Origin of the sequence: Pseudarthrobacter polychromogenes (assembly GCF_014644495.1) — a bacterium.
GTDB lineage: Bacteria > Actinomycetota > Actinomycetes > Actinomycetales > Micrococcaceae > Arthrobacter > Arthrobacter polychromogenes.
Map to the genome: position 1 here is coordinate 154,371 of NZ_BMKU01000002.1, position 23,847 is coordinate 178,217.

The 23,847-nt window shown below is 65.9% G+C and carries 23 protein-coding genes and 1 tRNA gene; 15 read left to right on the forward strand and 9 right to left on the reverse strand.

Features of this window, described 5'->3' with window-relative positions:
- Position 1 precedes the first annotated feature (1 nt).
- The 8 genes from IEX43_RS03995 to IEX43_RS04030 all read left to right on the forward strand — a co-directional run bounded on the left by IEX43_RS03995 (position 2) and on the right by IEX43_RS04030 (position 8,035).
- The gene (locus IEX43_RS03995; RefSeq protein ID WP_188809185.1) at positions 2 to 688 is read left to right on the forward strand and encodes an FtsB family cell division protein; all 687 of its coding nucleotides are present in this window, start codon (positions 2 to 4) and stop codon (positions 686 to 688) included.
- A gap of 28 nt (positions 689 to 716) precedes the next feature.
- Complete coding sequence (locus tag IEX43_RS04000; RefSeq protein WP_188809186.1) at positions 717 to 1,388, forward strand: DUF501 domain-containing protein; 672 nt, start codon at positions 717 to 719, stop codon at positions 1,386 to 1,388.
- Positions 1,385 to 2,332 (forward strand): Ppx/GppA phosphatase family protein, encoded by a 948-nt coding sequence (locus IEX43_RS04005; RefSeq protein WP_188809187.1) that lies wholly within the window; start codon positions 1,385 to 1,387, stop codon positions 2,330 to 2,332. The genes IEX43_RS04000 and IEX43_RS04005 overlap by 4 nt, the downstream gene beginning before the upstream one ends.
- A gap of 4 nt (positions 2,333 to 2,336) precedes the next feature.
- On the forward strand, positions 2,337 to 3,734 hold the full coding sequence (locus IEX43_RS04010; RefSeq protein ID WP_188809188.1) for a S8 family serine peptidase: 1,398 nt from the start codon (positions 2,337 to 2,339) through the stop codon (positions 3,732 to 3,734).
- Between the two features lie 59 nt (positions 3,735 to 3,793).
- Positions 3,794 to 5,275: an NAD(P)/FAD-dependent oxidoreductase gene (locus IEX43_RS04015; RefSeq protein ID WP_188809189.1), complete on the forward strand. Its 1,482-nt coding sequence runs from the start codon at positions 3,794 to 3,796 to the stop codon at positions 5,273 to 5,275.
- 156 nt (positions 5,276 to 5,431) lie between these two features.
- A complete protein-coding gene (locus tag IEX43_RS04020; RefSeq protein ID WP_188809190.1) occupies positions 5,432 to 6,376 on the forward strand; it encodes an N-acetyltransferase in 945 nt (314 codons plus the stop codon).
- Between the two features lie 20 nt (positions 6,377 to 6,396).
- Positions 6,397 to 6,470: transfer RNA gene (locus IEX43_RS04025), tRNA-Leu, on the forward strand.
- A gap of 209 nt (positions 6,471 to 6,679) precedes the next feature.
- On the forward strand, positions 6,680 to 8,035 hold the full coding sequence (locus IEX43_RS04030) for an ABC transporter substrate-binding protein (RefSeq protein ID WP_188809191.1): 1,356 nt from the start codon (positions 6,680 to 6,682) through the stop codon (positions 8,033 to 8,035).
- A gap of 69 nt (positions 8,036 to 8,104) precedes the next feature.
- Here the strand turns inward: IEX43_RS04030 and IEX43_RS04035 are convergent, their stop codons facing one another.
- From IEX43_RS04035 to IEX43_RS04050, 4 genes are read right to left on the reverse strand one after another with little or no spacing between them, the layout of a single operon-like run.
- The gene (locus IEX43_RS04035) at positions 8,105 to 8,878 is read right to left on the reverse strand and encodes an ABC transporter ATP-binding protein (RefSeq protein ID WP_188809192.1); all 774 of its coding nucleotides are present in this window, start codon (positions 8,876 to 8,878) and stop codon (positions 8,105 to 8,107) included.
- Positions 8,875 to 9,966 (reverse strand): ABC transporter ATP-binding protein, encoded by a 1,092-nt coding sequence (locus IEX43_RS04040; protein ID WP_188809193.1) that lies wholly within the window; start codon positions 9,964 to 9,966, stop codon positions 8,875 to 8,877. The genes IEX43_RS04035 and IEX43_RS04040 overlap by 4 nt, the downstream gene beginning before the upstream one ends.
- The gene (locus IEX43_RS04045; RefSeq protein ID WP_188809194.1) at positions 9,963 to 10,931 is read right to left on the reverse strand and encodes a branched-chain amino acid ABC transporter permease; all 969 of its coding nucleotides are present in this window, start codon (positions 10,929 to 10,931) and stop codon (positions 9,963 to 9,965) included. The genes IEX43_RS04040 and IEX43_RS04045 overlap by 4 nt, the downstream gene beginning before the upstream one ends.
- Before the next feature lie 9 nt (positions 10,932 to 10,940).
- A complete protein-coding gene (locus IEX43_RS04050; protein WP_238340449.1) occupies positions 10,941 to 12,236 on the reverse strand; it encodes a branched-chain amino acid ABC transporter permease in 1,296 nt (431 codons plus the stop codon).
- A 348-nt stretch (positions 12,237 to 12,584) separates the two neighbouring features.
- Here IEX43_RS04050 and IEX43_RS04055 point away from each other — a divergent pair, with 348 nt between their 5' ends.
- Positions 12,585 to 13,484, forward strand: coding sequence for a Bax inhibitor-1/YccA family protein (locus IEX43_RS04055; protein ID WP_188809195.1), 900 nt, complete (start codon positions 12,585 to 12,587; stop codon positions 13,482 to 13,484).
- Positions 13,485 to 13,581: 97 nt separating this feature from the next.
- On the opposite strand, the gene galK is transcribed toward IEX43_RS04055, so the two are convergent.
- Positions 13,582 to 14,769, reverse strand: coding sequence for a galactokinase (gene galK, locus IEX43_RS04060; protein ID WP_188809196.1), 1,188 nt, complete (start codon positions 14,767 to 14,769; stop codon positions 13,582 to 13,584).
- Positions 14,766 to 15,923, reverse strand: a complete 1,158-nt coding sequence (galT, locus tag IEX43_RS04065) for a galactose-1-phosphate uridylyltransferase (RefSeq protein WP_188809197.1) — start codon at positions 15,921 to 15,923, stop codon at positions 14,766 to 14,768. The genes galK and galT overlap by 4 nt, the downstream gene beginning before the upstream one ends.
- Before the next feature lie 100 nt (positions 15,924 to 16,023).
- On the opposite strand from galT, the gene IEX43_RS04070 reads away from it, so the two are divergent.
- Genes IEX43_RS04070 through IEX43_RS04085 form a run of 4 tightly spaced genes read left to right on the forward strand, consistent with a single transcriptional unit; the run spans position 16,024 to position 20,222 of the window.
- A complete protein-coding gene (locus tag IEX43_RS04070) occupies positions 16,024 to 16,977 on the forward strand; it encodes an aldose 1-epimerase family protein (protein WP_188809198.1) in 954 nt (317 codons plus the stop codon).
- A 39-nt stretch (positions 16,978 to 17,016) separates the two neighbouring features.
- The gene (locus IEX43_RS04075) at positions 17,017 to 18,351 is read left to right on the forward strand and encodes an AI-2E family transporter (RefSeq protein ID WP_188809199.1); all 1,335 of its coding nucleotides are present in this window, start codon (positions 17,017 to 17,019) and stop codon (positions 18,349 to 18,351) included.
- A gap of 3 nt (positions 18,352 to 18,354) precedes the next feature.
- Positions 18,355 to 19,593: a threonine ammonia-lyase gene (ilvA, locus tag IEX43_RS04080; protein ID WP_104185384.1), complete on the forward strand. Its 1,239-nt coding sequence runs from the start codon at positions 18,355 to 18,357 to the stop codon at positions 19,591 to 19,593.
- A gap of 8 nt (positions 19,594 to 19,601) precedes the next feature.
- Entirely contained in the window at positions 19,602 to 20,222 is a 621-nt protein-coding gene (locus IEX43_RS04085) for a rhomboid family intramembrane serine protease (protein WP_104185383.1), read from the forward strand.
- A gap of 82 nt (positions 20,223 to 20,304) precedes the next feature.
- Here the strand turns inward: IEX43_RS04085 and greA are convergent, their stop codons facing one another.
- Positions 20,305 to 20,799 (reverse strand): transcription elongation factor GreA, encoded by a 495-nt coding sequence (gene greA / locus IEX43_RS04090; protein WP_174175518.1) that lies wholly within the window; start codon positions 20,797 to 20,799, stop codon positions 20,305 to 20,307.
- 182 nt (positions 20,800 to 20,981) lie between these two features.
- Complete coding sequence (locus IEX43_RS04095; protein WP_104185381.1) at positions 20,982 to 21,434, reverse strand: DUF4307 domain-containing protein; 453 nt, start codon at positions 21,432 to 21,434, stop codon at positions 20,982 to 20,984.
- Between the two features lie 118 nt (positions 21,435 to 21,552).
- Here IEX43_RS04095 and mca point away from each other — a divergent pair, with 118 nt between their 5' ends.
- Both mca and IEX43_RS04105 read left to right on the forward strand, forming a co-directional pair.
- Positions 21,553 to 22,458, forward strand: coding sequence for a mycothiol conjugate amidase Mca (gene mca, locus IEX43_RS04100; RefSeq protein WP_188809200.1), 906 nt, complete (start codon positions 21,553 to 21,555; stop codon positions 22,456 to 22,458).
- A gap of 100 nt (positions 22,459 to 22,558) precedes the next feature.
- Positions 22,559 to 22,909: a hypothetical protein gene (locus tag IEX43_RS04105; protein WP_188809201.1), complete on the forward strand. Its 351-nt coding sequence runs from the start codon at positions 22,559 to 22,561 to the stop codon at positions 22,907 to 22,909.
- A 64-nt stretch (positions 22,910 to 22,973) separates the two neighbouring features.
- Here the strand turns inward: IEX43_RS04105 and trhA are convergent, their stop codons facing one another.
- Positions 22,974 to 23,636, reverse strand: a complete 663-nt coding sequence (gene trhA, locus IEX43_RS04110) for a PAQR family membrane homeostasis protein TrhA (RefSeq protein ID WP_188809436.1) — start codon at positions 23,634 to 23,636, stop codon at positions 22,974 to 22,976.
- Positions 23,637 to 23,847 lie beyond the last annotated feature (211 nt).

Genomic DNA, 23,847 nt, shown 5'->3' on the forward strand with positions numbered 1-23,847 from the left:
CATGGCTACCCGCCGTCCCAAAGTCCCCAAGGTTGCCCCAGCCCGTTCCGCGCAGGAAGCTTCCGGCGACGCGGACGTCATCCGCGCAGACTTCGGCCCGGGCAAGGACGCCGGCTCCGGCGGGACACTCCGGGGATCCGCCGGTGCGCCGTCCGCCGCATCACCGGCGGGACGCCGGGAGCCGCACGGCCGCAAGGACGCCGGGCAGGCAACCCGCCGCAAGGGGAGCAGCCCCACCCCAGGCACGGCACAACGTGCCGGCACCGGAGCCGCAGACGAAACAGCAGAAGACCAGCAGCCCGTTCCGGCCAAGGCGTTCTCCGGACGGATGCTCGCACTGGCCGTGGTGATGGTTGCCATCACCATCATGCTCGCGCCCACAGTCAAGATCTTCTTCGACAAGAAGGCTGAGATCGACGCGCTGAACGCTGACATCGCTGCCCGCCAGGCCGAGGGCGACGCCCTCCGGCAGCAGGTCTCGCGCTGGCAGGACCCCAACTACGTGAAACAGCAGGCACGCGACCGCATTAACATGGTTATGCCGGGAGAAACCGGCTACTGGGTTTTCGGCAGCGACCTGCCGGCCGGAGAAGCCAGCAGCCAGCCCGGTACAGCAGCACAAGACCCCGCCGATCTGCCGTGGGTGGATTCCCTGTGGGAGTCCATCACGCGCGCGGCTACAGACTGAACCGCAACAGGAAGGACGGCCCGCCACAGTGGAACACAACACGGCAGCCGCCCGGGACGAATCCCGCCAGCCATCAGCACACGACCTTGAAGTACTGAGCCGCCAGCTGGGACGGCCGGTCCGTGACGTGGTGGAGATTCCTGCACGCTGCATCTGCGGCAATCCGCTGGTGGCCGCCACCGCTCCGCGCCTCAGTAACGGAACACCGTTCCCCACCACGTTCTACCTGACGCATCCGGTCATCACCTCAGCGGTCTCGCGGCTCGAAGCCGCGGGCGTCATGAACGAGATGAATGACCAGCTGGCCGCCGACGACAACTTGTCTGCCGCCTACCGCTCGGCCCACGACGCCTACCTGGAAGCCCGCAACGCCATCGGCGAACGCTCGGGGATCGGGGCCGTCCCGGAGATCGACGGCATCTCTGCCGGGGGCATGCCCACCCGCGTCAAATGCCTGCACGTACTGGTGGGCCATTCGCTGGCCGCCGGGCCGGGGGTCAACCCCCTGGGGGACGAAAGCCTGGACCGGATCAAGGAATGGTGGACCGCTGACAGGTGCTACTGCGAGGGAGCCTGGGACACCTCAGGTGAAGCCCCCTCGCGGGACCTCAGCCGCCATGGACCCCAGGGCCTGCCGGACATCGTCGGCCGGCCCGCGCCGGTCCGGAAATCCGCAGCCACTGAGGAGGCCCCGGAATGACGCGCGTGGCAGCCATCGACTGCGGCACCAACTCCATCCGCCTCCTGATCGCAGACATCGAACGCAGCAACGGGACCACAGCCCTGCATGACGTGGTGCGCGAGATGCGCGTGGTCCGGCTGGGCCAGGGAGTGGACGCCACCGGGGAACTTGCGCCGGAGGCCCTGGAACGCACCTTCGCCGCCACCGCGGATTATGCGCGGCTGATCCGGGACCATGGAGCAACAAAGGTCCGCTTCGTGGCAACCTCAGCCAGCCGGGATGCACGGAACCGGCACGTTTTTGTGGACGGCATCCGGAACCTGCTCGGCGTGGAACCGGAGGTGATTTCCGGCGACGAGGAAGCTGCCCTGTCCTTCGCCGGCGCCAGCAGCGTCCTCCCCATCCTGGATGGCCAGGAAGTGCTGGTGGTGGACCTGGGCGGCGGCAGCACCGAATTCGTGCTGGGCACGGCCAGCGGGGTCACAGCCGCAAAGTCCGTGGACATCGGATGCGTCCGCCTTACCGAACGGCACCTCCGGGACGATCCGCCCACTGCCCAGCAGATAGCAGCCGCGGAAGCCGACGTCGACGCAGCCATCACCCGCGTCCGCCAGGACGTTCCGCTGGAACGCGCCACCGCCGTCGTCGGTGTTGCCGGCTCCATCACCACCATTACCGCGCATGCGCTCGGACTGGCCGAATACTCGCCCGACGCGATCCACGGCGCCGAACTGCCCCTGGACACCGTGCGCGCCGCCTCCACGGGCCTGCTGGAAATGCCCCGGTCCCGGCGGGCCGCCCTGCCCTACATGCACCCCGGCCGGGTGGACGTCATCGGCGCCGGCGGGCTCGTGTGGCGGCGCATCCTTGAACACATGGGTGAGCTCACCGGCGGCCGCATTACCACCGCCACAGCCAGCGAGCACGACATCCTCGACGGCATCGCCCTGAGCATCGGCTGACCTGATGCACCTCGCTCTTCTCCGGACAGCCCGCCTGCCCCGCGCCGCAGCCTCAGCCCTCCTGGCACTGGTCCTTGCGGCGTCCTGCCTGGGCTTCGGCCTCTACTCCGCGCCCGCAGCGCAGGCGGATGAGTGGCGGGACAAACAGTACTGGCTAGCCGAGTCCGGCATCACCAAGGCCTGGGAGGTTTCCAAGGGCGCGGGCGTCAAGGTGGCCGTCATCGACAGCGGTGTGGACGCGGAGCACCCGGACCTGTTGGGCGCAGTGGCCGGGGGCTATGACGCGTCCGGTGCGGGCCGGCCGGACGGACAACAGGGCGTGGGCATCAAGCCGGAACACGGCACCCTCGTGGCCACCATGCTGGCAGGACGCGGCCACCAGCCGGCCAGCCCCAGCCCGAGTCCCAGCGCCAGCCCCACAGCTGCCCCCTCCAATCAGGCGCCCGATGGCATCGTGGGTGTTGCCCCGGAAGCCCAGATCCTCTCCGTCTCCACGTGGCTGGGTTCGGCCAATCCCTCGGGCAAGAGCGACCAGGACCAGATTCCCGAAGCCGTCCGCTGGGCTGTGGACAACGGCGCCAGGGTCATCAACATTTCATTGGGCAGCACCACTCCGCAGTGGCCGCAAAGCTGGGACGCGGCGTTCCTGTACGCGGAGCAGAAGGATGTGGTCATCGTTGCCGCTGCCGGAAACCGGGTGGGCGGCAATATCCAGGTGGGGGCTCCGGCCACCATCCCAGGAGTCCTCACCGTTGCAGGACTGGACCGGCAGGGCGCAGCAAGCGTTGACGCGTCCTCGCAAGGCATCAGCATCGGCGTGGCCGCGCCGGCAGAAAATTTGCTCGGCGGCCTTCCGGGCGGCGGCTACGCCGAATGGGCCGGAACTTCCGGCAGCGCTCCGATTGTTTCCGGCGTTGCTGCGCTCATCCGCTCCAAGTGGCCGTCCATGAGCGCGGAGCAGGTCATCAACCGCATTGTTTCAACCGCCAAGGATGCCGGTGCCCCCGGCAAGGACCCGCTGTACGGCTTTGGCGTGCTGAACGCCGAGGCAGCCCTGAAGGACACCGTCCCGGAGACTGCCGGCAACCCGCTGGGCTCCATCGCGGAATGGATCCGGGTACACCGCAGGGGAAACCTCGCTACTCCCGCCCCGCTCCCCACCACGGACGTCCCCAGCGCCGTCCCCACGCTGCCCGAAGCAACGGTGCCGGCAGCGGAGCCGCCGTCCCAGCGTGACAGCGCCATTGGCGCCTCCGTCGTCATCGGTTTTGGTGTGCTGTTCGTCGCCATTGTCGGGGCGGCAGCGGTCCAGCTGCGGCGAGCCGCCAGGAACCCTGCACTGCCCGGGGAGGATGCTGAGACCGGTGCCACGGAGACGGTGGAAACCGGCAACAAAACCTAGGTTGCAGGCCTCCCAGGCAGTTAGTGAAGATTTTCACAAAGTGTTGTATCCTTAAACCCATGGCAACCACCCCAGAGCTCCAGGACCGTCCCAGGGTACTCGTCGTCGGCGGCGGGTACGTCGGCCTGTACGTAGCACTCAAACTGCAGAAGAAGATCGCGAATGCCGGTGGCATCGTCACCCTCGTGGATCCACTGCCCTACATGACGTACCAGCCCTTCCTCCCCGAGGTGGCAGGCGGTAACATCGAGGCCCGCCACGCCGTGGTATCCCACCGCCAGCACCTCAAGCAGACCGAACTGATCCAGGGCCGCGTCACCTCGATCGACCACGCCAACCGGACCGCCGTCGTGGCGCCCGCTGACGGCGGCGCTCACTTTGAGGTTCCCTACTTCGACGTCGTGATGGCCGCGGGTGCCATCACCCGCACCTTCCCCATCAAGGGACTCGCGGACAAGGGCATCGGCCTGAAGACCATCGAGGAAGCCGTTGCGCTGCGCAACAAGGTCCTCGAGCGCATCGAGGTCGCCTCCACCATGACCGATCCTGCAGCCCGTGCACGTGCCCTCACCTTCGTGGTGGTGGGCGGCGGCTTCGCCGGCATCGAGTGCATCACCGAAATGGAAGACCTCGCCCGGGCCGCCGTCCGGAACAACCCGCGCATCAAGCAGGAGGAAGTCCGCTTCGTCCTGGTCGAGGCCATGGGCCGGATCATGCCGGAAGTTACCGCAAAGCAGGCGGAATGGGTTGTGGAGCACCTCCGCAGCCGCGGCATTGAGGTCCTCCTCAACACGTCCCTGGACAACGCCGAGGGCAGCCTGAAGCTCATCAACCTTCCGGACAAGACCCCCGCGCAGGAGTTCGAAACGGACACCCTCGTGTGGACCGCCGGCGTGCAGGCCAACCCCATGGTCCGCTCCACCGACTTCCCGCTGGAGCCGCGCGGCCGCGTCCGCGTCCTGCCGGACCTCCGCGTTGCCGGCGACGAAGGCATCATCGACAACGCCTGGGCAGCCGGCGACGTCGCCGCTGTGCCCGACCTGACCGGCAAGGGCCTCCCGGACGGCACCTGCGTTCCCAACGCCCAGCACGCGCTCCGCCAGGCCAAGCGCCTCGCCAAGAACCTGTGGGCCTCCCGCTGGGACAAGCCGCTGAAGGACTACAAGCACAAGAACCTGGGTGCTGTGGCTGGCTTCGGCCAGTGGAAGGGCGTTGCCAACATCAACCTGGTGGGCAGCATCGGACTCAAGGGCGCACTCGCCTGGCTGGCACACCGCGGCTACCACGGCATGGCGATGCCTACCTTCGAGCGCAAGTTCCGCGTGATCTTCAACTGGATCATCAGCTTCTTCACCGGCCGCGACACCACGCAGCTGATGGACCTGGACAACCCCCGCGGTGCGTTCGTAGCAGCAGCCACCCCGGCCCCCAAGCCGGCTGCCGCTCCGGCGCCGGCCCCGGTGGGCAGCGGTTCCGGTTCCTCTGTGACCTCCCCGGCCGCTGCTGAGGCCAAGGAAACGGTCTCGGCGAAGGCCAAGTAAAGGGCTGTACCGCCCCTGCGCTGCAATATACGACGGCGGCTGTCCCCTCTGCGGGGCGGCCGCCGTTTGCGTTCCTCGGCGTTTGCTCTTCAGCAGGGTGGCGTCCTGCTGCAGCGCTGCCGGCCGAGGCCTACCGGCGCCTTCTAGACTGGCACCATGACTGGCGAAAAGAACCTCGAGGCGCTGCTGGCCGCGATGCATCCGGTGCAGCGCGGCGGCGAGTACGTCTATGCCATGTGGCCTGACGGAAGGCCGCTGGTGCAGGGCGTCGAGGCGGCGGTCCGCGAAGCCGAAGGCCTGACGGTGGTGCTGCCCCGGGCGGTGGCTGACAGGGAAGGCCTTGCCTACGACTTCGTGGGCGCCTGGATCACCCTGGAGGTCCACTCCGCACTGGAGGCGGTGGGCCTGACGGCCGCCGTCAGCAAGGCGCTTGCCGAGGCCAGGATCAGCTGCAACGTGCTCGCCGGATTCCACCACGACCATCTGCTGGTTCCCGTCGCTGAAGCGCCCCGGGCACTGGAGGTCCTGGCCGGGCTGTCAGCAGACAGCAGGCAGGTGCCGCGGCCCGAGTTGCTGGTTCGCAGCGAGGCGCCGGAGGACCGCAAGGCCATCCTGGCCCTGACGGCCGACGCCTTCGCGGTCTCCCCGGCCACCGGCCTGAAGGTGGAGGGCGAACCTGTGGAGGCGAGGGTGCTCCGCGGTCTCTTCGAGTCCAAGGACTACCTGCCGGAATTCAGCGTTGTGGCTGTCTTGGACGGCGAAGTGGTGGGCCACGTCATCAGTACCCGCGGCTGGGTGGGCGGCCATGGACTGCTGGGGCTGGGTCCCCTCGGCGTCACGCCCAGGCACCAGCGGCACGGTATCGGGTCGGCACTGATGAAGGAGACCATCCATCGGGCAAACGCGGCGGGGGAGAGCGGCATTGCCCTCCTGGGCAGCCCCGGGTACTACTCGCGTTTTGGTTTTGTGCCTGCCACTTCGCTGGGGGTACTTCCGCCTGACGACGCGTGGGGCGACTACTTCCAACTGCTGCCCCTGGCCCTCTGGCCCGGCGGCGTCCACGGCACATTCCGGTATGCCGAACCCTTCGCACTCGCCTGACGGGATACCATTGACCGGGCGCCCCAGTAGCCCAATTGGCAGAGGCAGCGGACTTAAAATCCGCGTGTTGTGGGTTCGAGTCCCACCTGGGGTACTAGGCATCGTGAACAAGGCCAGGATCGGAAGCCGTCCGCACAGCGGGCGGCTTCGTCCATTTAATTCCACATATGCAACTACTGTTATAAGGATGTGACCTCAGTCACTTATCTTCGGCTCCGATTTGCATTAGCTTGAAGCTAAATCAGGAACACCTGATTTTTCGCGTCAAAGGCCGTTCGCACCTTTAGATCGAGGAGCTCGTAAATGACTTTATTCCCCCAGGCGGGAACCCGTGTTGCCAAGCTGACAGCGCTTGGCATCGGCGTCGCCTTTATGGCAACGGCTTGCGGCGGTTCGTCCACACCCACGGCAACCGAATCCTCTGCCACCGCAGAAGCGGCAGGAATTGCTTGCCCAGCAACCGAGGGCAGTGGAGGCGCTGCCGCCAGCCAGCCTGCGGAGACCCCCTCGGTGCCGCCGTCAACCGGCGCTACTGAAACGCCGCTGCGGATTGGTTCGCTCCTTCCCACCACCGGTTCCCTGGCGTTCCTCGGCCCGCCCGAAATCGCCGGCGTCAACCTTGGCATCGACGAAGTCAACAAGGCAGGCGGCGTCCTGGGCAAGCCGGTCGAAGTGATCCACCGCGACTCCGGTGACACGAAGACGGATATCGCCACCCAGTCAACGTCCGCGTTGCTGGGCCAGGGGGTCAGCGCCATCATCGGTGCGGCGTCTTCAGGCGTTTCCAAGACGGTCATCAACCAGATCACCGGCGCCGGCGTCATCCAGTTCTCACCCGCCAACACGTCCCCGGACTTCACCACCTGGGACGACAATGGCCTGTACTGGCGTACAGCACCCTCCGATGTCCTCCAGGGCAAGGTGCTCGGCAACTACATGGCCACCTGCGGCGCGCAGACCGTGGGCATGATCGTCCTGAATGACGCCTACGGTACCGGCCTTGCATCCAACATTAAGTCGGCCTTCGAGGCGGCCGGCGGCCAGGTTGTGGCGGAGGAACTTTTCAACGAGGGCGACAGCCAGTTCAGCAGCCAGGTGGACAAGGTCATTGCTGCCCAGCCGGATGCCATTGCGCTGATCACCTTTGACCAGGCGAAGAGCATCGTTCCGCTGATGACCGGCAAGGGGGTAAAGCCCACCCAAATGTTCCTGGTGGACGGCAACACCTCCGACTACAGCAAGGACTTCCAGCCGGGCACCCTGAAGGGCGCACGCGGCACCATCCCGGGCACGTTTGCGCAGGACGACTTCAAGAAGAAGCTGCTGGCCATCGACCCGGCACTCAAGGACTACAGCTACGCCGGCGAGTCCTACGACGCCGTGAACCTCATCGCGCTGGCCGCAGAGGCGGCACAGAGCACCAAGGGCGTGGACATCGCAGCCAAGCTCAAGGAAGTCTCTGAGGGCGGCGAGAAGTGCACGTCCTACGCTGCCTGCGTCACGTTGATCAGGGAAGGCAAGGATGCCGACTACGACGGTCAGTCCGGCCCCGTGACCTTCTCCGACGCCGGTGACCCGACCGAGGCCTACATTGGCATCTACGAGTACCAGGATGACAACAAGTACACCGCAGTGAAGGAAGAGTTCGGCCAGCTGTAACCGCCGTACCTGAAACACAAGGAAGCCCCCGTCCGGCCGGACGGGGGCTTCCTTGTGTTTGCCCTGGCCTTACTCGGCGGTGTCCGCCAGGGTGCCCAGGTAGAGCTGGATGACCTTGGGGTCCTTCATCAGTTCACGGCCCGTGCCGGTGTACGCGTCCCGTCCCTGGTCCAGGACGTAGGCGCGGTCACAGATCTGCAGGCAGCGGCGGGCGTTCTGCTCCACCATGATGACGGAGACGCCAGCACGGTTGATTTCGTGGACTCGCAGGAAGGTCTCATCCTGCTTGACGGGGGAGAGCCCGGCGGACGGCTCGTCGAGGAGCAGTACGGCAGGATCCATCATCAGCGCCCGGCCCATGGCCACCATCTGGCGTTCGCCGCCGGAGAGCGAGCCGGCTCGCTGCGCGCGCCGCTTGCCCAGTTCCGGGAACAGGCCGGCCACGAAGTCGAACCGTTCGGCGAAATCCTTGGGCCGCTGGAACATGCCCATCTGCAGGTTTTCCTCGATGGTCAGCGTGGCGAACACGTTGTTCGTTTGCGGGACGAAACCCACTCCCCGGGACACCAGCTTGTTCGCTTTCAGTCCGGTGATGTCCTGGCCGCGGACCACCACCGTCCCGGAATGGACTTTGACCAAACCGAACATGGCCTTCAGGAGGGTCGACTTACCGGCACCGTTGGGGCCGATGATGCCAATCAGCTCGCCCTTGCGGGCCTCGATGCTGCAGCCATTGAGGATGTTCACTCCCGGCAGGTAGCCCGCCACGAGGTCGGTGACCTTGACCACCGAGTCACCGTCGGTGACTGGCTGTGCGGCCGGTGCCGCGCTGGTGCTGCTCATTGCCTGTCCTTGTCTGTGGTGCCTGTGTCCGTGCTACCGTGGCGGCCATGCGGGCTCTCGCCCTGGTGCCGGCCGCCGCTCCGGCGTTCCGGTTCCGCCTCTCCCGCCACAACGTCCAGCGAGATGATTCCGGCGTTCTCGGTGCCCACAATCGATTCCTCGTCCGCCACGAGTTCGGCCGCGAGCTCCTTCAGGCCCTCGGAGTCTCCCAGGTCGACGTCGTGGTGGGCGCCGAGGTAGGCGTCGATGACCGCAGGGTTCTTCATGACCTCGCCCGGCGGGCCTTCCGCCACCACCTTGCCTTCAGCCATGACCACCACCCAGTCGGCGATATGCCGGACCATGTGCATGTCGTGCTCGACGAACAGCACCGTCATGCCCTCGGCCTTAAGGTTTTTGATGTGGTCCAGGAGGGACTGGGTCAACGCGGGGTTGACGCCTGCCATGGGTTCGTCCAGCATGACGAGTTTGGGCCGGACCATCAGGGACCGGGCCATCTCCAGGAGCTTGCGCTGGCCTCCTGAGAGGGACGCCGCATAGTCGTCCTTTTTGGCGTCAAGCTTGAACTTTTCCAGCAGGACGTTGGCCTCGTCGGTGATCTGTTTTTCCCGGCCGCCCCACATGCCCTTGAAGAGCGCTTTGGACAGCCGCTCGCCGGGCTGGTTCGAAGCGCCGAGGCGCATGTTCTCCATGACGGTCAGCTTGCCCATGACCTTGGTGAGCTGGAAGGTGCGCACCATTCCCATCCGCGCCACCTTGTAGGGGGACACGCCTGCGAGGCTCTTGCCTTCGAACTGCCACTTGCCCGTGTTCGGTGTGTCAAAACCGGTCAGCAGGTTGAAGAGGGTGGTCTTCCCCGCACCGTTGGGGCCGATCAGTGCCGTGATTTTGTGCCGGGGGATCTCGAGGTACTCCACGTCCACGGCGTTGATGCCGCCAAAGCTGCGCGTCACGTTCTCCGCCACGACAATAGGGTCGCGCTTCTTGCAGCCGGGTGCTGCCTCGCCCGCTGCTATGGGCCGGGTGTCGGTCATGTAGTCCAGGCCAACCTCGCCTGGGGTTGCGGGTACTTCGCTGTGCATGCTCATGCGAACGCCAGCTCCTTCTTGTTTCCAAAGACGCCCTGGGGCCTGAAGATCATCAGCAGCATCAGGGCGACGCCAACCAGGATGTAGCGCAACTGACCGGCCTGGACCGTGTTCAGCCACGTGATGGCTCCTGACTCGATCAGGCCGTACAGGATTCCCTGGGTCAGGGACAGGACAACCCAGAAGATCATGGCGCCGATGACCGGACCAAGCACGGTGCCCAGGCCGCCCAGGAGGAGGCAGGTGTACAGGAAGAACGTCAGTTCCGTACCGTAGTTGGCCGGCTGGACCGCTCCACGTGGAAGCGTGAAGACCATGCCGGCGAGTGCTCCGAGAACGCCGCCGATAATGAGGGCCTGCATCTTGTAGGCGTAGACGTTCTTCCCCAGGGACCGGACGGCGTTCTCATCCTCACGGATGCCTTTGAGGACACGCCCCCACGGGCTGCGCATCAGCAGCCATATCAGGGTGCAGCAGAGGGCGACCAGCGCCCAGCCCACCACGCGGATGAAGAAATCGCGGTTGTTCATGCCGAAGTAGGAGCCTTCAGGGAAGGGGTTCATGCTGTAGAACCCGCCCTCGAAGGCTGCCAGGCCGTTTGCCGATCCCGTCACGGAGGTGAGCTGGTTGGTGGTCACGATGTAGCGGACAATTTCCGCTGCGGCGATGGTCACGATGGCCAGGTAGTCCGCACGGAGCCGCAGGGTGGGTATGCCCAGCAGCAGGGCGAAGACGGCTGAGGCAAGGATGGCGATCAGCAGCCCCACGAAGAAGGGGACACCAAAGGTAAGGGTGGAGATGGCGAAGCCGTAGGCCCCCACCGCCATGAAGCCGGCCTGTCCGAAGTTCAGCAGGCCGGAGTAGCCAAAGTGCACGGCGAGGCCAAGCGCAGCCAGGGCGTACGCCGCCGTGGTCGGGCTGAAAATTTCACTGGCAGCGCTGGAAAGAATGAATCCAAAGTCCATGGCTGTCTCCTAACCCACGCGCTCGCGCCGGCCCAGGATTCCCTGGGGCCGAAACAGAAGGACAACGATCATGATGAAGAGGGCGCCCACGTACTTCAGGTCCGCGGCGAGGCCGAACACTGTGGTCAGCTCCACGAAGATGCCCACGATGATGGAACCGATCAGGGCGCCGAAGACTGTGCCGAGGCCGCCCAGGGTAACGCCGGCGAAGATGAGCAGCAGGATGGCGGAGCCCATGTCGAACGTTACGCCGGGACGGTAGTAGGCCCACAGGATGCCGCCGAGGGAGGCCAGCATGCCGCCCGTGATCCACACAATCCGGATGACGGAGTCAACGTCGATGCCCGAGGCCGCCGCCAGGGCGGGGTTGTCGGCTACCGCGCGGGTGGCCTTGCCCAGCCTGGTCTTCAGCAGCACGATGCCGATCAGGGCGATCACCACGGCGCTGATGCCCAGGGACCAGAGGTTGTTCGGTGAGATGGAGACAGGTCCCAGCTGGATTTCTGGGCTCTGCGCGTACGGCAGCTGCTGGGTGGCGCCCCCGAAGTAGAACTGGATGACGTAGCGGACTGCCAGTGCCAGGCCGATGCTGACGATCATCATGGGGACCAGCCCCGTGCCGCGGCGGCGCAGCGGCCGCCATAGCCCCCTGTCCTGGGCGTACCCAAAGAGGCCGCCGCCAAGCAGTGCCAGCAGGATGGCGAGCCAGAAGGGAAGGCCCAGGGCGTTGAAGGCGAACACCAGGACCGCGCCCAGCGTCACCATCTCGCCATGGGCGAAGTTGGTGAGCCCGGTGGTGCCAAAGATCAGGGACAGCCCTACCGAGGCCAACGCCAGGAGGAGTCCGAAGCTCAGTCCTGCGACGAGCCGGTTAAGCAGGTTTTGCCCGAAGTCCTGCTGCTGCACCACGATGCCTTCGCCGAACGCGAAGATGACCGAGAGGTTCGAGGTCTGGCTGAAGGTGACGTCGCGGGGGTTTTCCTGGCCCTCAGCCAGGGCAATGCCCTCAGGCAGGGTGGACTCGTCCAACTCCACGGTGTAGGTGCCTTGTTCGGGCACCCCGATGTTCCAGGCTCCGTTCGCGGAGGACGTGGCCGTGCCGGTGAAGTCATCCTTCGTGGCCGTGATGGTCACACCCGCCAAGGGTGCGCGGCTGTCATCACGAAGGAATCCGCTGATGTTGTTTTGGAAGGTCTGGTTCGACGGGGATGGTGTCGGAGATGGGGAAGTGGCCTGGGAAGCCGGTGCTGCCACGAGGAGGATTGCCAGGATGGAAGCGCTGATGGCTCCCAGTAATCTCAGCAACCCTCGCCGTGCGCCGGCCGGCGGGCCTTGGGGTGTACTTCTCAAATTGGTAAACCTCCACTTGGGGGCGGTCTCGGCTGCGCCATTGCAGCCGCTGCGAACGGATGCAGGGGTAGGATGGTGCCATCAGGCCGGCCCCGCCACATGTGTGAGTTCCGTCACCCTGCTTGGCTTATGCTACAGCGCGGACGTACCGGTAAATGCCGAGGTCCAGGCGCCGATGGTAGCGATCGGATAACAACTCCGGGCTCCTGTTTCCACCGGGGAACTATTGCGGGTGCATTTACGTGAGAATTGGTAGCGTAAACCTTAAGGTTCACAACACATCCCATATGGAGGAATCCCGCAATGGCACTTGGCGGCAACCCGATCTTCAACGGAAAGAGCTTCCGTGGAGCCACCCAGGCACCGCCTGTTCCGCAGGCTCCCTACGGACACCAGGCCTACGGCCAGCAGCCGTATGGCCAGGCACCTTACGGCCAGGCCCCGTATGGCCAGCAGGCGTACGGCCAGCCGCAGAACATGACCGACGAGCAGTTGCGGCAGATGTACAACCAGCCCGCTGCAGGTCCCGCTGACACAGGCCGGATGACCTACGACGACGTCATCGTCAAGACTGCCGCCTGCCTGGGCGTGCTGCTCGTCGGCGCCGGCGTGACAATGTTTGTTGGCCTGGGGCTCGCCTCCATGCTGATGATTGTCGGTGCGCTGGGCGGCTTTGTGCTGGCGCTCGTGAACACGTTCAAGAAGCAGCCGTCGCCGGCGCTGATTCTTGCTTACGCAGGCCTCGAGGGCCTCTTCCTCGGTGGCCTCACCCGCGTTCTGGACACCATGTACCCGGGCGTAGGGCTTCAGGCCGTCATTGGCACGCTGTCCGTCTTCACCGTGACGCTGCTCCTGTTCAAGAGCGGTAAGGTACGCGCCACCCCCAAGGCCATGAAGTTCTTCATGATCGCTTTGGTCGGCTATGCGCTCTTCTCCGTCGTGAACCTCGTCATGATGCTGACCGGCCTGACCTCGGAACCCTTCGGGCTGCGCAGCGGCATCATCGGTGTTGTCATCGGCATCCTTGCAATCGGCCTGGCCGCATTCTCCCTGGTGATGGACTTCACCAGCATTGAGGCGGGCGTCCAGAGCGGCGCCCCGCAGCGTTTCTCCTGGACGGCAGCCTTCGGCCTGACGGTAACGCTGGTATGGCTCTATGTGGAAATCATCCGCCTGCTGGCCATCCTGCGCGGGGACGAATAACACCCACGCCGGCCCCCGCCGTCGGACCTTCTTAACAGCTAAGGGCCCCACCTCGCGGTGGGGCCCTTAGCTGTTAAGGCCGCAACTCAGGAGCGTGCTATGCGATCCGGCGGGCTCCTGCAGCCGGGGACACCGTGAAGATGTCCGGCGCCTTGTAGCCGGCATCTGCGAATGCCTTGACGACGGCGTCACGCACCGCCTGTTCCTGCCCCACCGGCGTCAGCGCGATGGCTGCACCGCCAAAACCGCCGCCGGTCATGCGGGCCCCGATGGCGCCGCTGCCGCGGGCAGTGTCGACCGCCAGGTCCAGTTCGGGGCAGGAGATCTCGAAGTCGTCGCGCATGGAAGCGTGGCTGGCGTCCAGCAGGGCGCCGATGGCGGCCGGTCCCTCGCTTGCCAGGAGCTCCACGGTCTGGAGCACGCGGTCGTTCTCGGTCACCACGTGCCGGACGCGCCGGAAGGTGACTTCATCCAGGAGGCCGCTGGCTTCCTCCAGGTCACCCACCTGAACGTCCCGAAGCGCTTTGACCCCAAGCACCTCGGCGCCCAGTTCGCAGGATGCCCGCCGGGACGCGTAGCCGCCGTCGGCATGTGAATGCGAGACCTTGGTGTCAATCACCAGCATCACCAGGTCCGCCGGCTGGGTCTCAAACGGAACAAGGCGGGCGTTCTGGTCCCGGCAGTCCAGGAAGACAGCGTGCCCTTCAGAGCCCCGGAGCGAGGCGGACTGGTCCATGATGCCTGTGGGGGCACCGACAAACTCGTTCTCCGCCCGCTGCGTGGCCAGCACCATTTCCTCCGCCTCCAGCCCGGCGCCCGTCAGTTCGTTCAGCGCGGAGATGACAGCACACTCAATGGCATGCGATGACGAAAGCCCGGCTCCGAGGGGAACGTTCGAGTCGAGCAGGAGGTCCACGCCCGGAACCTCGATGCCGCGCTGCTTCAGCGCCCACATCACGCCGAGGGGGTACTTGGTCCAGCCTTTGGCGGAGCCCGGCCGCAGGGAATCCAGTGTTGTGCTGACGACGCCCTGATCCCCGTAGGTGGAGAGCAGCCGGACAGCGGAATCAGGGCGGACCCGGACGGCCACCCGGGCAGTCCGGTCAATGGCGAAAGGCAGGACGAAACCCTCGTTATAGTCCGTGTGCTCGCCAATGAGGTTCACCCGTCCCGGCGCCTGCCAGATACCGTCCGGGGCGCCGCCGAACTCCTTCGCGAACCGGGCGGCAAGGTCCTCTGTCCCCGCCGGCGCACGGGTGGCCAGGGGGTCGGGTGCGGCGTTCAAGCGTGGGCTCCTTCGGGTGTGGCCGCCAGGGCGGCGGCGTGAGCGACGGGGGATGGAGGGGCGACTTCCCGGAGGCGCTCCGCCACGCTCTCCGGGGTTGTGTCGTTGATGAAAGCGCCCATGGCTGCCTCCGATCCTGCCAGGTACTTGAGCTTATCGGCAGCCCGCCGCGGCGATGTCAGCTGGAGGTGGAGGTATCCGGAGGGCCGCAGGACCGGGTCCAGGGGAGCCTGGTGCCAGGCCGAGATATAGGGCGTGGGCGTGGGGTAAAGGGCGTCAACCCGCTGGAGAAGGTTGAGGTAGACGGACGCGAGCTCATCCTTCTCCTCGCCGCTCAGCGCCGCCAGGTCCGGGACCTGGCGGTGGGGCACCAGGTGGATTTCCAGCGGCCATCGGGCAGCAAAGGGAACGTAGGCGCTGAAGTTTTCGCCTTCCAGGACCATCCTGCTGCCGTCTTCCCTTTCAGAGCGCAACAAGGACCCGGTGAGTGTTTCCCGGCCCTCGTGGGCGTCATGGAACTTGCGGGCCGCGGCCCCCAAAACTCCCGCGCGGGGCGTGACGTAGGGGTAGGCGTAAATTTGCCCGTGGGGGTGGTGGAGCGTGACGCCGATGTCGGCACCGCGGTTCTCGAACGGAAAGACCTGCTTGATTCCGGGGAGGGCACTCAAAGCCTCCGTGCGGTGCGCCCACGCCTCGATGACGGTCCGAGCACGGGCTTCCCCCAGTTCACTGAAGGAACCGGTGTGGGACGGGGTGAACGCCACTACCTCGCAGCGGCCGTATGCGGGCCCCTTTGTTCCCCATGTTGTTTCCTCCGGAACCGGGCCCAGCGCCGGCCCCAGCGACGGGAACCGGTTCTCGAACACCACCACGTCATAGTCCGACGCAGGAATCTCGGAAGGATTACCGGCGGTGGTGGGGCATATCGGGCACTGGTCCGCCGGAGGAAGGTGGGTGCGGGTCTGGCGGTGCGCGGCCACGGCAACCCACTCGTCGGTCAGCGCGTCATAGCGGACCTCGCCGGGTTCACCCCTCGGGGGAAGGCCCCGCTGGTCCGTGGTGAGTTCGGCGATGCGCGACTTGGGCGCTGCAGCGTCGTCGAAATAGATCAGCTCCCTGCCGTCGGAGAGTCTGGTGCTCGTGATACCTGTCATGAAAAAAGTGTGGCACATTCGATCAAAAAAGAATAGTTAACAACAAAAAGTCACAAGGTGGTGCTGCGTGCCAGGACCGCCGCGGGGTACGGTATTGCTCATGACTTCACGTTCACCCCAGGAACCCGTGCCGGCGATGCAGGGCTATGCCACCGGCAGGCAGTATGAACTCCGCCGCGGCGACGCCTCGGCTGTGGTTACGGAGCTGGCCGCAGGCCTTCGTTCCTTCAGCAGGGGAGGAACCCTCCTGACGGAGACATACGGCGACGACGAGATTGCACCCGGTGCCGCCGGCATCACCCTGGCGCCCTGGGCCAACCGCGTGGAGGACGGAATCTGGTTCCTGAACGGCAAGAAACAGCAGCTGGACATCACCGAGGTTGCCCGGAATAACGCCAGCCACGGCCTGCTCCGCAATTCCGCCTACGCGCTGGTGGATGAGTCGGAGCACTCCGTGACGCTGGAAGCCACCATCTTCCCGCAGCACGGGTATCCCTTCCTGGCCCGGCACCGGGTGCAGTACGGGATCGACGGCGGCCTCGGGCTGGTGGTCCGCCAGACCCTGCTGAACGACGCCAGGGAGCCCGCACCATTCGTCCTGGGTGCCCATCCCTACCTGAGGCTGGGCGATGTACCTATTCAAGAGCTGGTCCTGAAGGTAGCGGCCGACACGCGCCTGGTGGCCGATGACCGCCTGATTCCCCGCAGCTCCGCCCCGGTGCAGGGGGACTCGGATTTCAGGACAGGGCTGAACATCGCTGCGCTGGACGTGGACGTCGCCTTGACGGACCTGCGCTACGAGGCAGGGAAGGCCCGCCACACACTGTCGGCCCCGGACGGCAGGCGGGTAAGCCTGTGGCAGGACGAAGCCTGCCGCTACGTCCACGTCTTTGTCAGCACCCAGTATCCGGGCCGCAGCCGGGCCGTGGCCGTTGAGCCCATGACCGGGCCGGCCAACGCCTTCAACTCCGGTGACGGCCTGCGCTGGCTAAGCCCTGGCGGTTCCTTCACCATCGAGTGGGGCATTGACTACACCCCGGGCGCCGGCGGGTAGCGGTTTCCGAATCAGCTTCCGCTGGGGAAGTATTGGGCTATGACGCCAGCAGAGGATGCCGTTACCTCCACCAGCCTTAACCCAGGCCCGCAACGGCCTGACTCCAGCCAGCCTGTCCGGGTCCTCGCGGACCGTGAACTGGACCGGGACATACCCTACGGCGTCCGCATCGCAGCCTCCTGGGCCTGGCGCGTGGGGCTGATCCTCCTCGTGGGAGGCGCGCTCGTCTGGCTGTTGAGCCGGATCAGCTTCCTCATCATCCCCGTCATGGTGGCTGCGCTCCTCGCTGGACTCCTCAGCCCGGTGGTGCGGTGGCTTAAGCAGTACAGGCTGCCTGCGGGAGCGGCCGTCGCCGTCACCGTTGTGGCCTTCATCGCCCTGATCGGCGGGTCGCTTGCCCTGGTGGGACGGCAGCTGGTTTCAGGCTTCGGCGAACTCTGGTCGGAGGCGCTGGCAGGGGTCAAGCAGATCCAGGACTGGCTGTCCGACGGGCCGCTGCACCTGACCGCCGCCCAGATGGACCAGTACCTGCAGGAAGCAACCACCGCGCTGCAGGACAACACCAGCAGCATCGTCAGCGGGGCGCTGTCCTTTGGCAGCACGGCCGGGCACTTTGCCGCCGGGCTCATCCTGGCGCTGTTTATCCTGATCTTCTTCCTGCTGGAAGGGGACCGGATCTGGACGTTCCTGGTCCGGCTGCTTCCCAGGAAGGCCAGGGCGGCAGCGTTCGGCGCCGGGCGCAAGGGCTGGACATCCATGGTCAGCTACGCGCGCATCCAGATGTTTGTGGCCTTTGTGGACGCGGTGGGAATCGGCGCGGGCGCCGCCATTATCGGGGTACCCCTGGCGCTGCCGCTGAGCGTGCTCGTCTTCATCGGTTCGTTCATCCCCATCGTCGGCGCCCTGGTGACGGGTGCTATCGCGGTCCTGCTGGCACTGGTGGCGAACGGCCCCATCAACGCCCTGATCATGCTGGGCATCGTGCTCCTCGTCCAGCAGCTGGAAAGCCATATCCTGCAGCCGCTGATCATGGGCAAGGCAGTGGCCCTGCATCCGGTGGCGGTGATCCTCTCGGTGGCGGCAGGATCCTACCTCGCAGGCATCCCCGGTGCCCTGTTCTCGGTGCCCATCCTCGCCGTCGCAAATTCCTCCATTCGCTACATTGCCGCCAGAACGTGGGAACATGAACAAGTGCCGGCTTTAGCCGGAGGACCCACGACGGCGGGCGCCGGACCGGACAACACCTTCCGGGACGTCCGGCCGCCAGCGGCACTCAAACGCGGCAAGGGCGCCGCCGCCGGCACCACAGCAGAACTGCCTGACGCCCCTCCCACTGCGGAACCGGGCGCAGGGGCCGAATCCAGAGGAGAATAGTCCGTGAACATCCTTGAAACCCTTCCCGTCACGCTGGACGATGTCCTGGAGGCGCAGAAGCTGCTCGACGGGATTATTGCGCGAACACCGGTGGAATCGTCCCGCGCCCTCGGGAAGATGGCCGGCGGGGATGTCTACTTCAAGTGCGAAAACCTCCAGCGGGCCGGATCGTTCAAGGTGCGCGGCGCCTACGTCCGCATGGCGAAGCTTTCCCCCGAGGAGAAAAAGCGCGGCGTGGTGGCAGCCTCCGCAGGCAACCACGCCCAGGGCGTCGCCGTGGCCGCCAAGAGCCTTGGCATCAAAGCCCGCATCTACATGCCGCTGGGCGTTGCGCTACCCAAGCTGGCCGCCACCCGCAGCCACGGTGCGGAGGTCATCCTGCATGGCCACAACGTTGACGAGGCGCTCGCCGAAGCCCAGCGGTACAGCAACGAGACGGGAACCGTCTTCGTGCACCCTTTCGACAACGTGGACGTCGTGGCAGGCCAGGGAACCCTGGGGCTTGAGATCCTTGAACAGGTACCCACAGTGGACACCATCCTCATGGGCGTGGGAGGCGGCGGGCTCCTGGCCGGGGTCGCCGTCGCCATCAAGGCCCGGGCCAAAGAACTGGGGCGGGAGATCCGCATTATCGGGGTCCAGGCGGAGAACGCTGCTGCCTACCCGCCCTCTTTGGCCGCTGACGCGCTGGTGCCCCTGAAGAAGGTGTCCACCATGGCGGACGGCATCGCCGTCGGCCGTCCCGGGCAGCTCCCGTTCAGCATCATCCGAGAACTCGTTGATGACGTCGTGACGGTCAGCGAAGACTCGCTGGCACGTGCCCTGATCTTCCTGCTGGAGCGGGCCAAGATGGTGGTGGAACCGGCCGGTGCCGTTGGCGTGGCGGCGCTGATGGACGGCAAGATCGAAAACCCGGGAACCACCGTGGTGGTCCTATCGGGCGGCAACATCGACCCCATGCTGATGCTCAAGGTCATCCAGCGGGGCCTTTCCGCTGCCGGGCGCTACATGACCGTCCGCATGATGCTCGATGACCGGCCCGGTTCACTGGCCACCATCGCCAGGATCATCGCCGAGAACGATGCCAACGTCACCGGCCTGGACCATACCCGGGTGGGCGGCTCCATCAGCATGGGCGACGTGTCCATCACCGTGAACCTGGAAACCAAAGGCCACCAGCACGGCGAACAGGTCCTCAGCGCCCTGCGCGCCGAAGGCTTCCAGCCCATCGTGGTGCACTAGGAAAAGCCATGGCCGGACTGACGGGAAACGGAAGCTTGGGGCAGCGCAGGACCGTGGCCGCCCGGGCCAAGGGCGGCCTGCTGGTGCTGGGGACCTTTGTGGTTCTCCTCTTTGTTATCGAGCTGTTCAACATGGTGATGCTGCGCTCGCTCAACGCGACGTTCGGGCTCCGGCCCAGGAGCGCCGACGGGCTGCTGGACATCTTCACATTCCCGCTCCTGCACGCGAACCTGAACCATCTGCTGTCCAACAGCCTGCCGCTGATCATCTTTGGGTTCCTGGTGTTCCTTTCGGGCCTCAGGGTGTTCCTGACCGCCCTGGCCTTCAGCTGGCTGGGGTCCGGCCTCACGGTCTGGCTGATTGGCGACGGCGGCGTCACTGTGGGTGCCTCGGGACTGGTTTTCGGGCTGTTTTCGTTCCTGCTGGTCCGCGGGTTCATCAATCGGAGCTGGCGCCAGATCCTCCTGGCGGTTGTCCTCTTCATGGGCTACGGGAGCATCCTGCTGGGTGTCCTGCCTATCGCAGCCGGCTACATTTCCTGGCAGGCCCATCTGGGCGGCGCGGCCGGTGGGGTGGTGGCGGCCCTGCTGCTGCGGCGCCGCAGCCGCGCCCCCGGTCCGGCGCTGTAGGTATCAGGCCCTTAACGGCAAACGCTGGCCGCCCCTTTCCGGGGTGGCCAGCGTTACGTGTGCCACTGCGGGCTGGAAGCAATCAGGCGGCGTACGGTTTGGCGGAGAGGATCTCCACCTTGATGTCCTTGCCGTTGGGTGCCGCGTAGCTGAGGGTGTCGCCTTCCTTGTGGCCAAGGATGGCCGCACCCAGCGGCGACTTCTCGCTGAAGACGTCCAGGTCCGAGTCGCCGGCAATTTCACGGGAACCGAGCAGGAAGGTCTCTTCGTCGCCGGCGATCCTGGCCACGACGATCATGCCGGGCTCCACGATTCCGTCGTCTGCAGGAGCCTCGCCCACGTGGGCGTCGCGGAGCAGTGCAGTGAGCTGGCGGATGCGGGCCTCGATCTTGCCCTGCTCCTCCTTGGCTGCGTGGTAGCCACCGTTCTCCTTGAGGTCGCCCTCCTGCCGGGCTGCTTCAATCTTCTGGACGATCTCTGCCCGGCCAGCGCCGGAAAGGTGGTCCAGCTCTGCCTTCAGGCGGTCAAAAGCTTCCTGGGTGAGCCAGGCTGCAGCTGCGCTGTTGGTGGTAGACACGGACTTCTCCTCTGGTGGTCCTACATGCAAAAGACCCCGCCACGGTGGCCACTTGTGGAACAGTAACCAGCTCAGCGGGGTAAAGGTATTGCTCCATTGTAGTCAATCCCTTGGACTTAACCCAACAGGGAAGCGGCGCACGTCACAGGCCCGGGCCTGCTTCCGGGCCCGCGCGTCCGGTGCTACGTGCCTGCCGCCCAGCAGCTGTCCACCACGCCGGATACCGGCAGTGATTCGGTGCGCACGGCCACGCGCTGGGCAACCGTGCGGCCGCCGTCGGCTGTTTCCGTGGCCTCGGCGGGAGGAATGTCCACAACCTTCCATCCCACCACCGCAAACTTCGAGTCCAGTGCCTTGACCGCGCACTTGACTGCGGTTCCCGGCTCGCGGGTGACCTGGAAGTCCACCTCCGCCAGCGTGGCGTCCGTGGTGCTGTAGCCGATGTCCTTGAACGTCACGTCGGACAAGGACTGGGACGTGGAAACCCACGCCAGGAATCCGATTCCTGCGGCCAGCGCCGCCCCGCCAATGACGCGTTTGGCTGTCGGCGTAAGCGTGCGCTTTTTAGCCCCATATCGATTGGCTAGGCTAGTGTCTGCGGGCGCGGGTTGGGCCGGCTGGTCCGGGGAAGTCACCTCACCAGTTTAGTGCCCTTTCCGGAAGCGGCTTGTCAGCAGCCCCTCCAGGCGTCCGCCCGTTCAAGCCATCCGATCAGCAGCCACAGGCAGCAGAAGAATAAGGAGCCGTCCTTCGATGACAGCGTCCAGCACCACCCCGGCGCCGCTACGGCTGCTCGCAGTCCATGCCCATCCGGATGACGAGTCCAGCAAGGGCGCTGCGACGATGGCCAAGTATGCAGCCGCCGGCGTCGACGTCCTGGTGGCCACGTGCACCGACGGCTCCAGGGGGGACATCCAAAACCCGGCCGTTGAGGGGGAGCCGCACCCCAAACGGGACATGGCCGGCGCCAGGCGCCTGGAGATGGAACGGGCGGCGGCCATCCTCGGCGTCAGCCAGCGGTGGCTGGGTTTCGTGGATTCCGGCCTGCCTGAAGGTGATCCGCTTCCTCCCCTCCCTGCGGGATCATTCGCCACCCTGCCCCTGCAACGCGCTGCCGCGCCCCTGGTCCGGCTGGTCCGGTCCTTCAAGCCGCACGTCATCCTCAGTTATGACGAAAACGGCGGCTACCCCCATCCGGACCACATCATGGCGCACCGCGTTGCCGTGGAAGCCTTCGAGTCCGCCGGTGACGCTTCGCGCTACCCGGACGCCGGGAAGCCGTGGGAACCCAGCAAGCTCTACTACGACAGGGCCTTCAGCCCGGAGCGCTTCCGGGCCCTCCATTTCGCCCTGGAGGAAGCCGGGCTCCAGTCCCCGTACGCCGAGCGGCTCGCCGCCTGGCTTGAAGCGGACGCCGAGGGCCACACGCCTCCGCCCGCCACACATCCCACCACCACCCAGGTGGACTGCGGCGACTTCTTCGAAGTGCGCGACGACGCGCTCCGGGCCCACCGAACCCAGGTGGATCCCCTCGGGTTCTTTTTTGCCGTGTCCCCGGAGATGCAGCGGCGGGCCTGGCCGTGGGAAGACTACTCCCTCATCCGCTCCCGGGTTCCTTCCGAACTCCCGGAGCGGGATCTGTTTGCAGGGCTAAGATAGAAGCAGCCGGCAATTTCTATGTCGCGTAGAAGTTAGGGTATGGCGCTGTCGCCGTCCCTTCCGCGACCCCTGCCATCCGCTCCACAGAAGGTATATAACCGTGCATCACCTGCTCCTCAGTTTGGCCACCACCCCGACGCCCCTGCCGACGCCAACGCTGCGTGAGGGGATTTCCGAGGACCAGGTGACGCCCGGCCTGCTGGGCTTCATTATGACGGCGTTCTTCGTGGTTGCCACCGCGCTGCTGATCGTGGATATGGTGCGGCGCATCCGGCGGGTGCGTTACCGGGCGCAGGTGGAGGAGGACCGCATGGCCGCCGCTGCTGCGGCGGACGTTGAGGCAGCGGAGGCTGCTGATGCGGGGGCGCCCGGCCAGCAGGCCCGCGGTGGCGCCGTGCAAGGAACGGCCGACGGCGGGACGGACCCCGCGCAGGGCGACCAGCGGCACTGACGCATTGACGTCGTCCCACATGCGCCGCTGCGCCGGCTGAGGACCTCCGGGGCGCGCGGCCCCGTCAGCTGAGGACGGCCGTGGCGATCGCCACGAAATGTGCAGCGAAAGCTACCACGGTCAGGGCATGGAACAGTTCGTGGAACCCGAAGTGGTGGTAGCTGAAATTCGGTTTCTTGAGGGCGTAGAAGACTGCCCCGGTGATGTACAGGATGCCGCCCACGCAGATCAGGGCAGCTGCCAGGACGCTTGCCTGGAAGAACTGCGGCAGATAAAACAGTGCGCCGCAGCCCAGGGCGATGTAGATGGGTACGTAGAGCCAGCGGGGGGCGTCCGTCCACAGCAGCCGGAACAGAACACCGAGGATGGCCCCGGACCAGATGACCCACAGCAGCAGGACTGCCTGAGGCCTTTCCAGGAGGGTCCAGGCAAGTGGGGTGTAGCTGCCGGCGATCACCAGCATGATGTTGGTGTGGTCCAGCCGTTTGAGGACGATCTTGACCCCGGGCGACCAGTTGCCCCGGTGATAGACGGCGCTGACTCCAAAAAGCAGGACACCCGTGGCCGCGTAAATGGCGGACGTGATTTTGCGGTCCGCCGTCGGCGCAAGGGCCACCAGGATGATCCCTGCCGCGAGGGCAAGGGGTGCTGTGACGGTGTGGATCCAGCCGCGCCACTTCGGCTTGATCATCAGCAGTTCGGCCAGCCGGACCGCGGCCTCGTCCATGGCGTTGTTTGCCGCACCGTTTGCTGCGCCGTTTCCCGTGCCGGAACCGGCCTTCGGCTGCGGCGTCCGGGGGGCCTCCGGGGTGTCGCTGTTCATGGTCCCAGAATAACTTACGGATCGGTAAGTTACCGAAGGGTAGGTTTCTGGCGATCGCTGGTCCGGGCAGGAGGAGCGGGCCCTGGGCGCTTCGGACGGTAGCCTAGGATGTGCA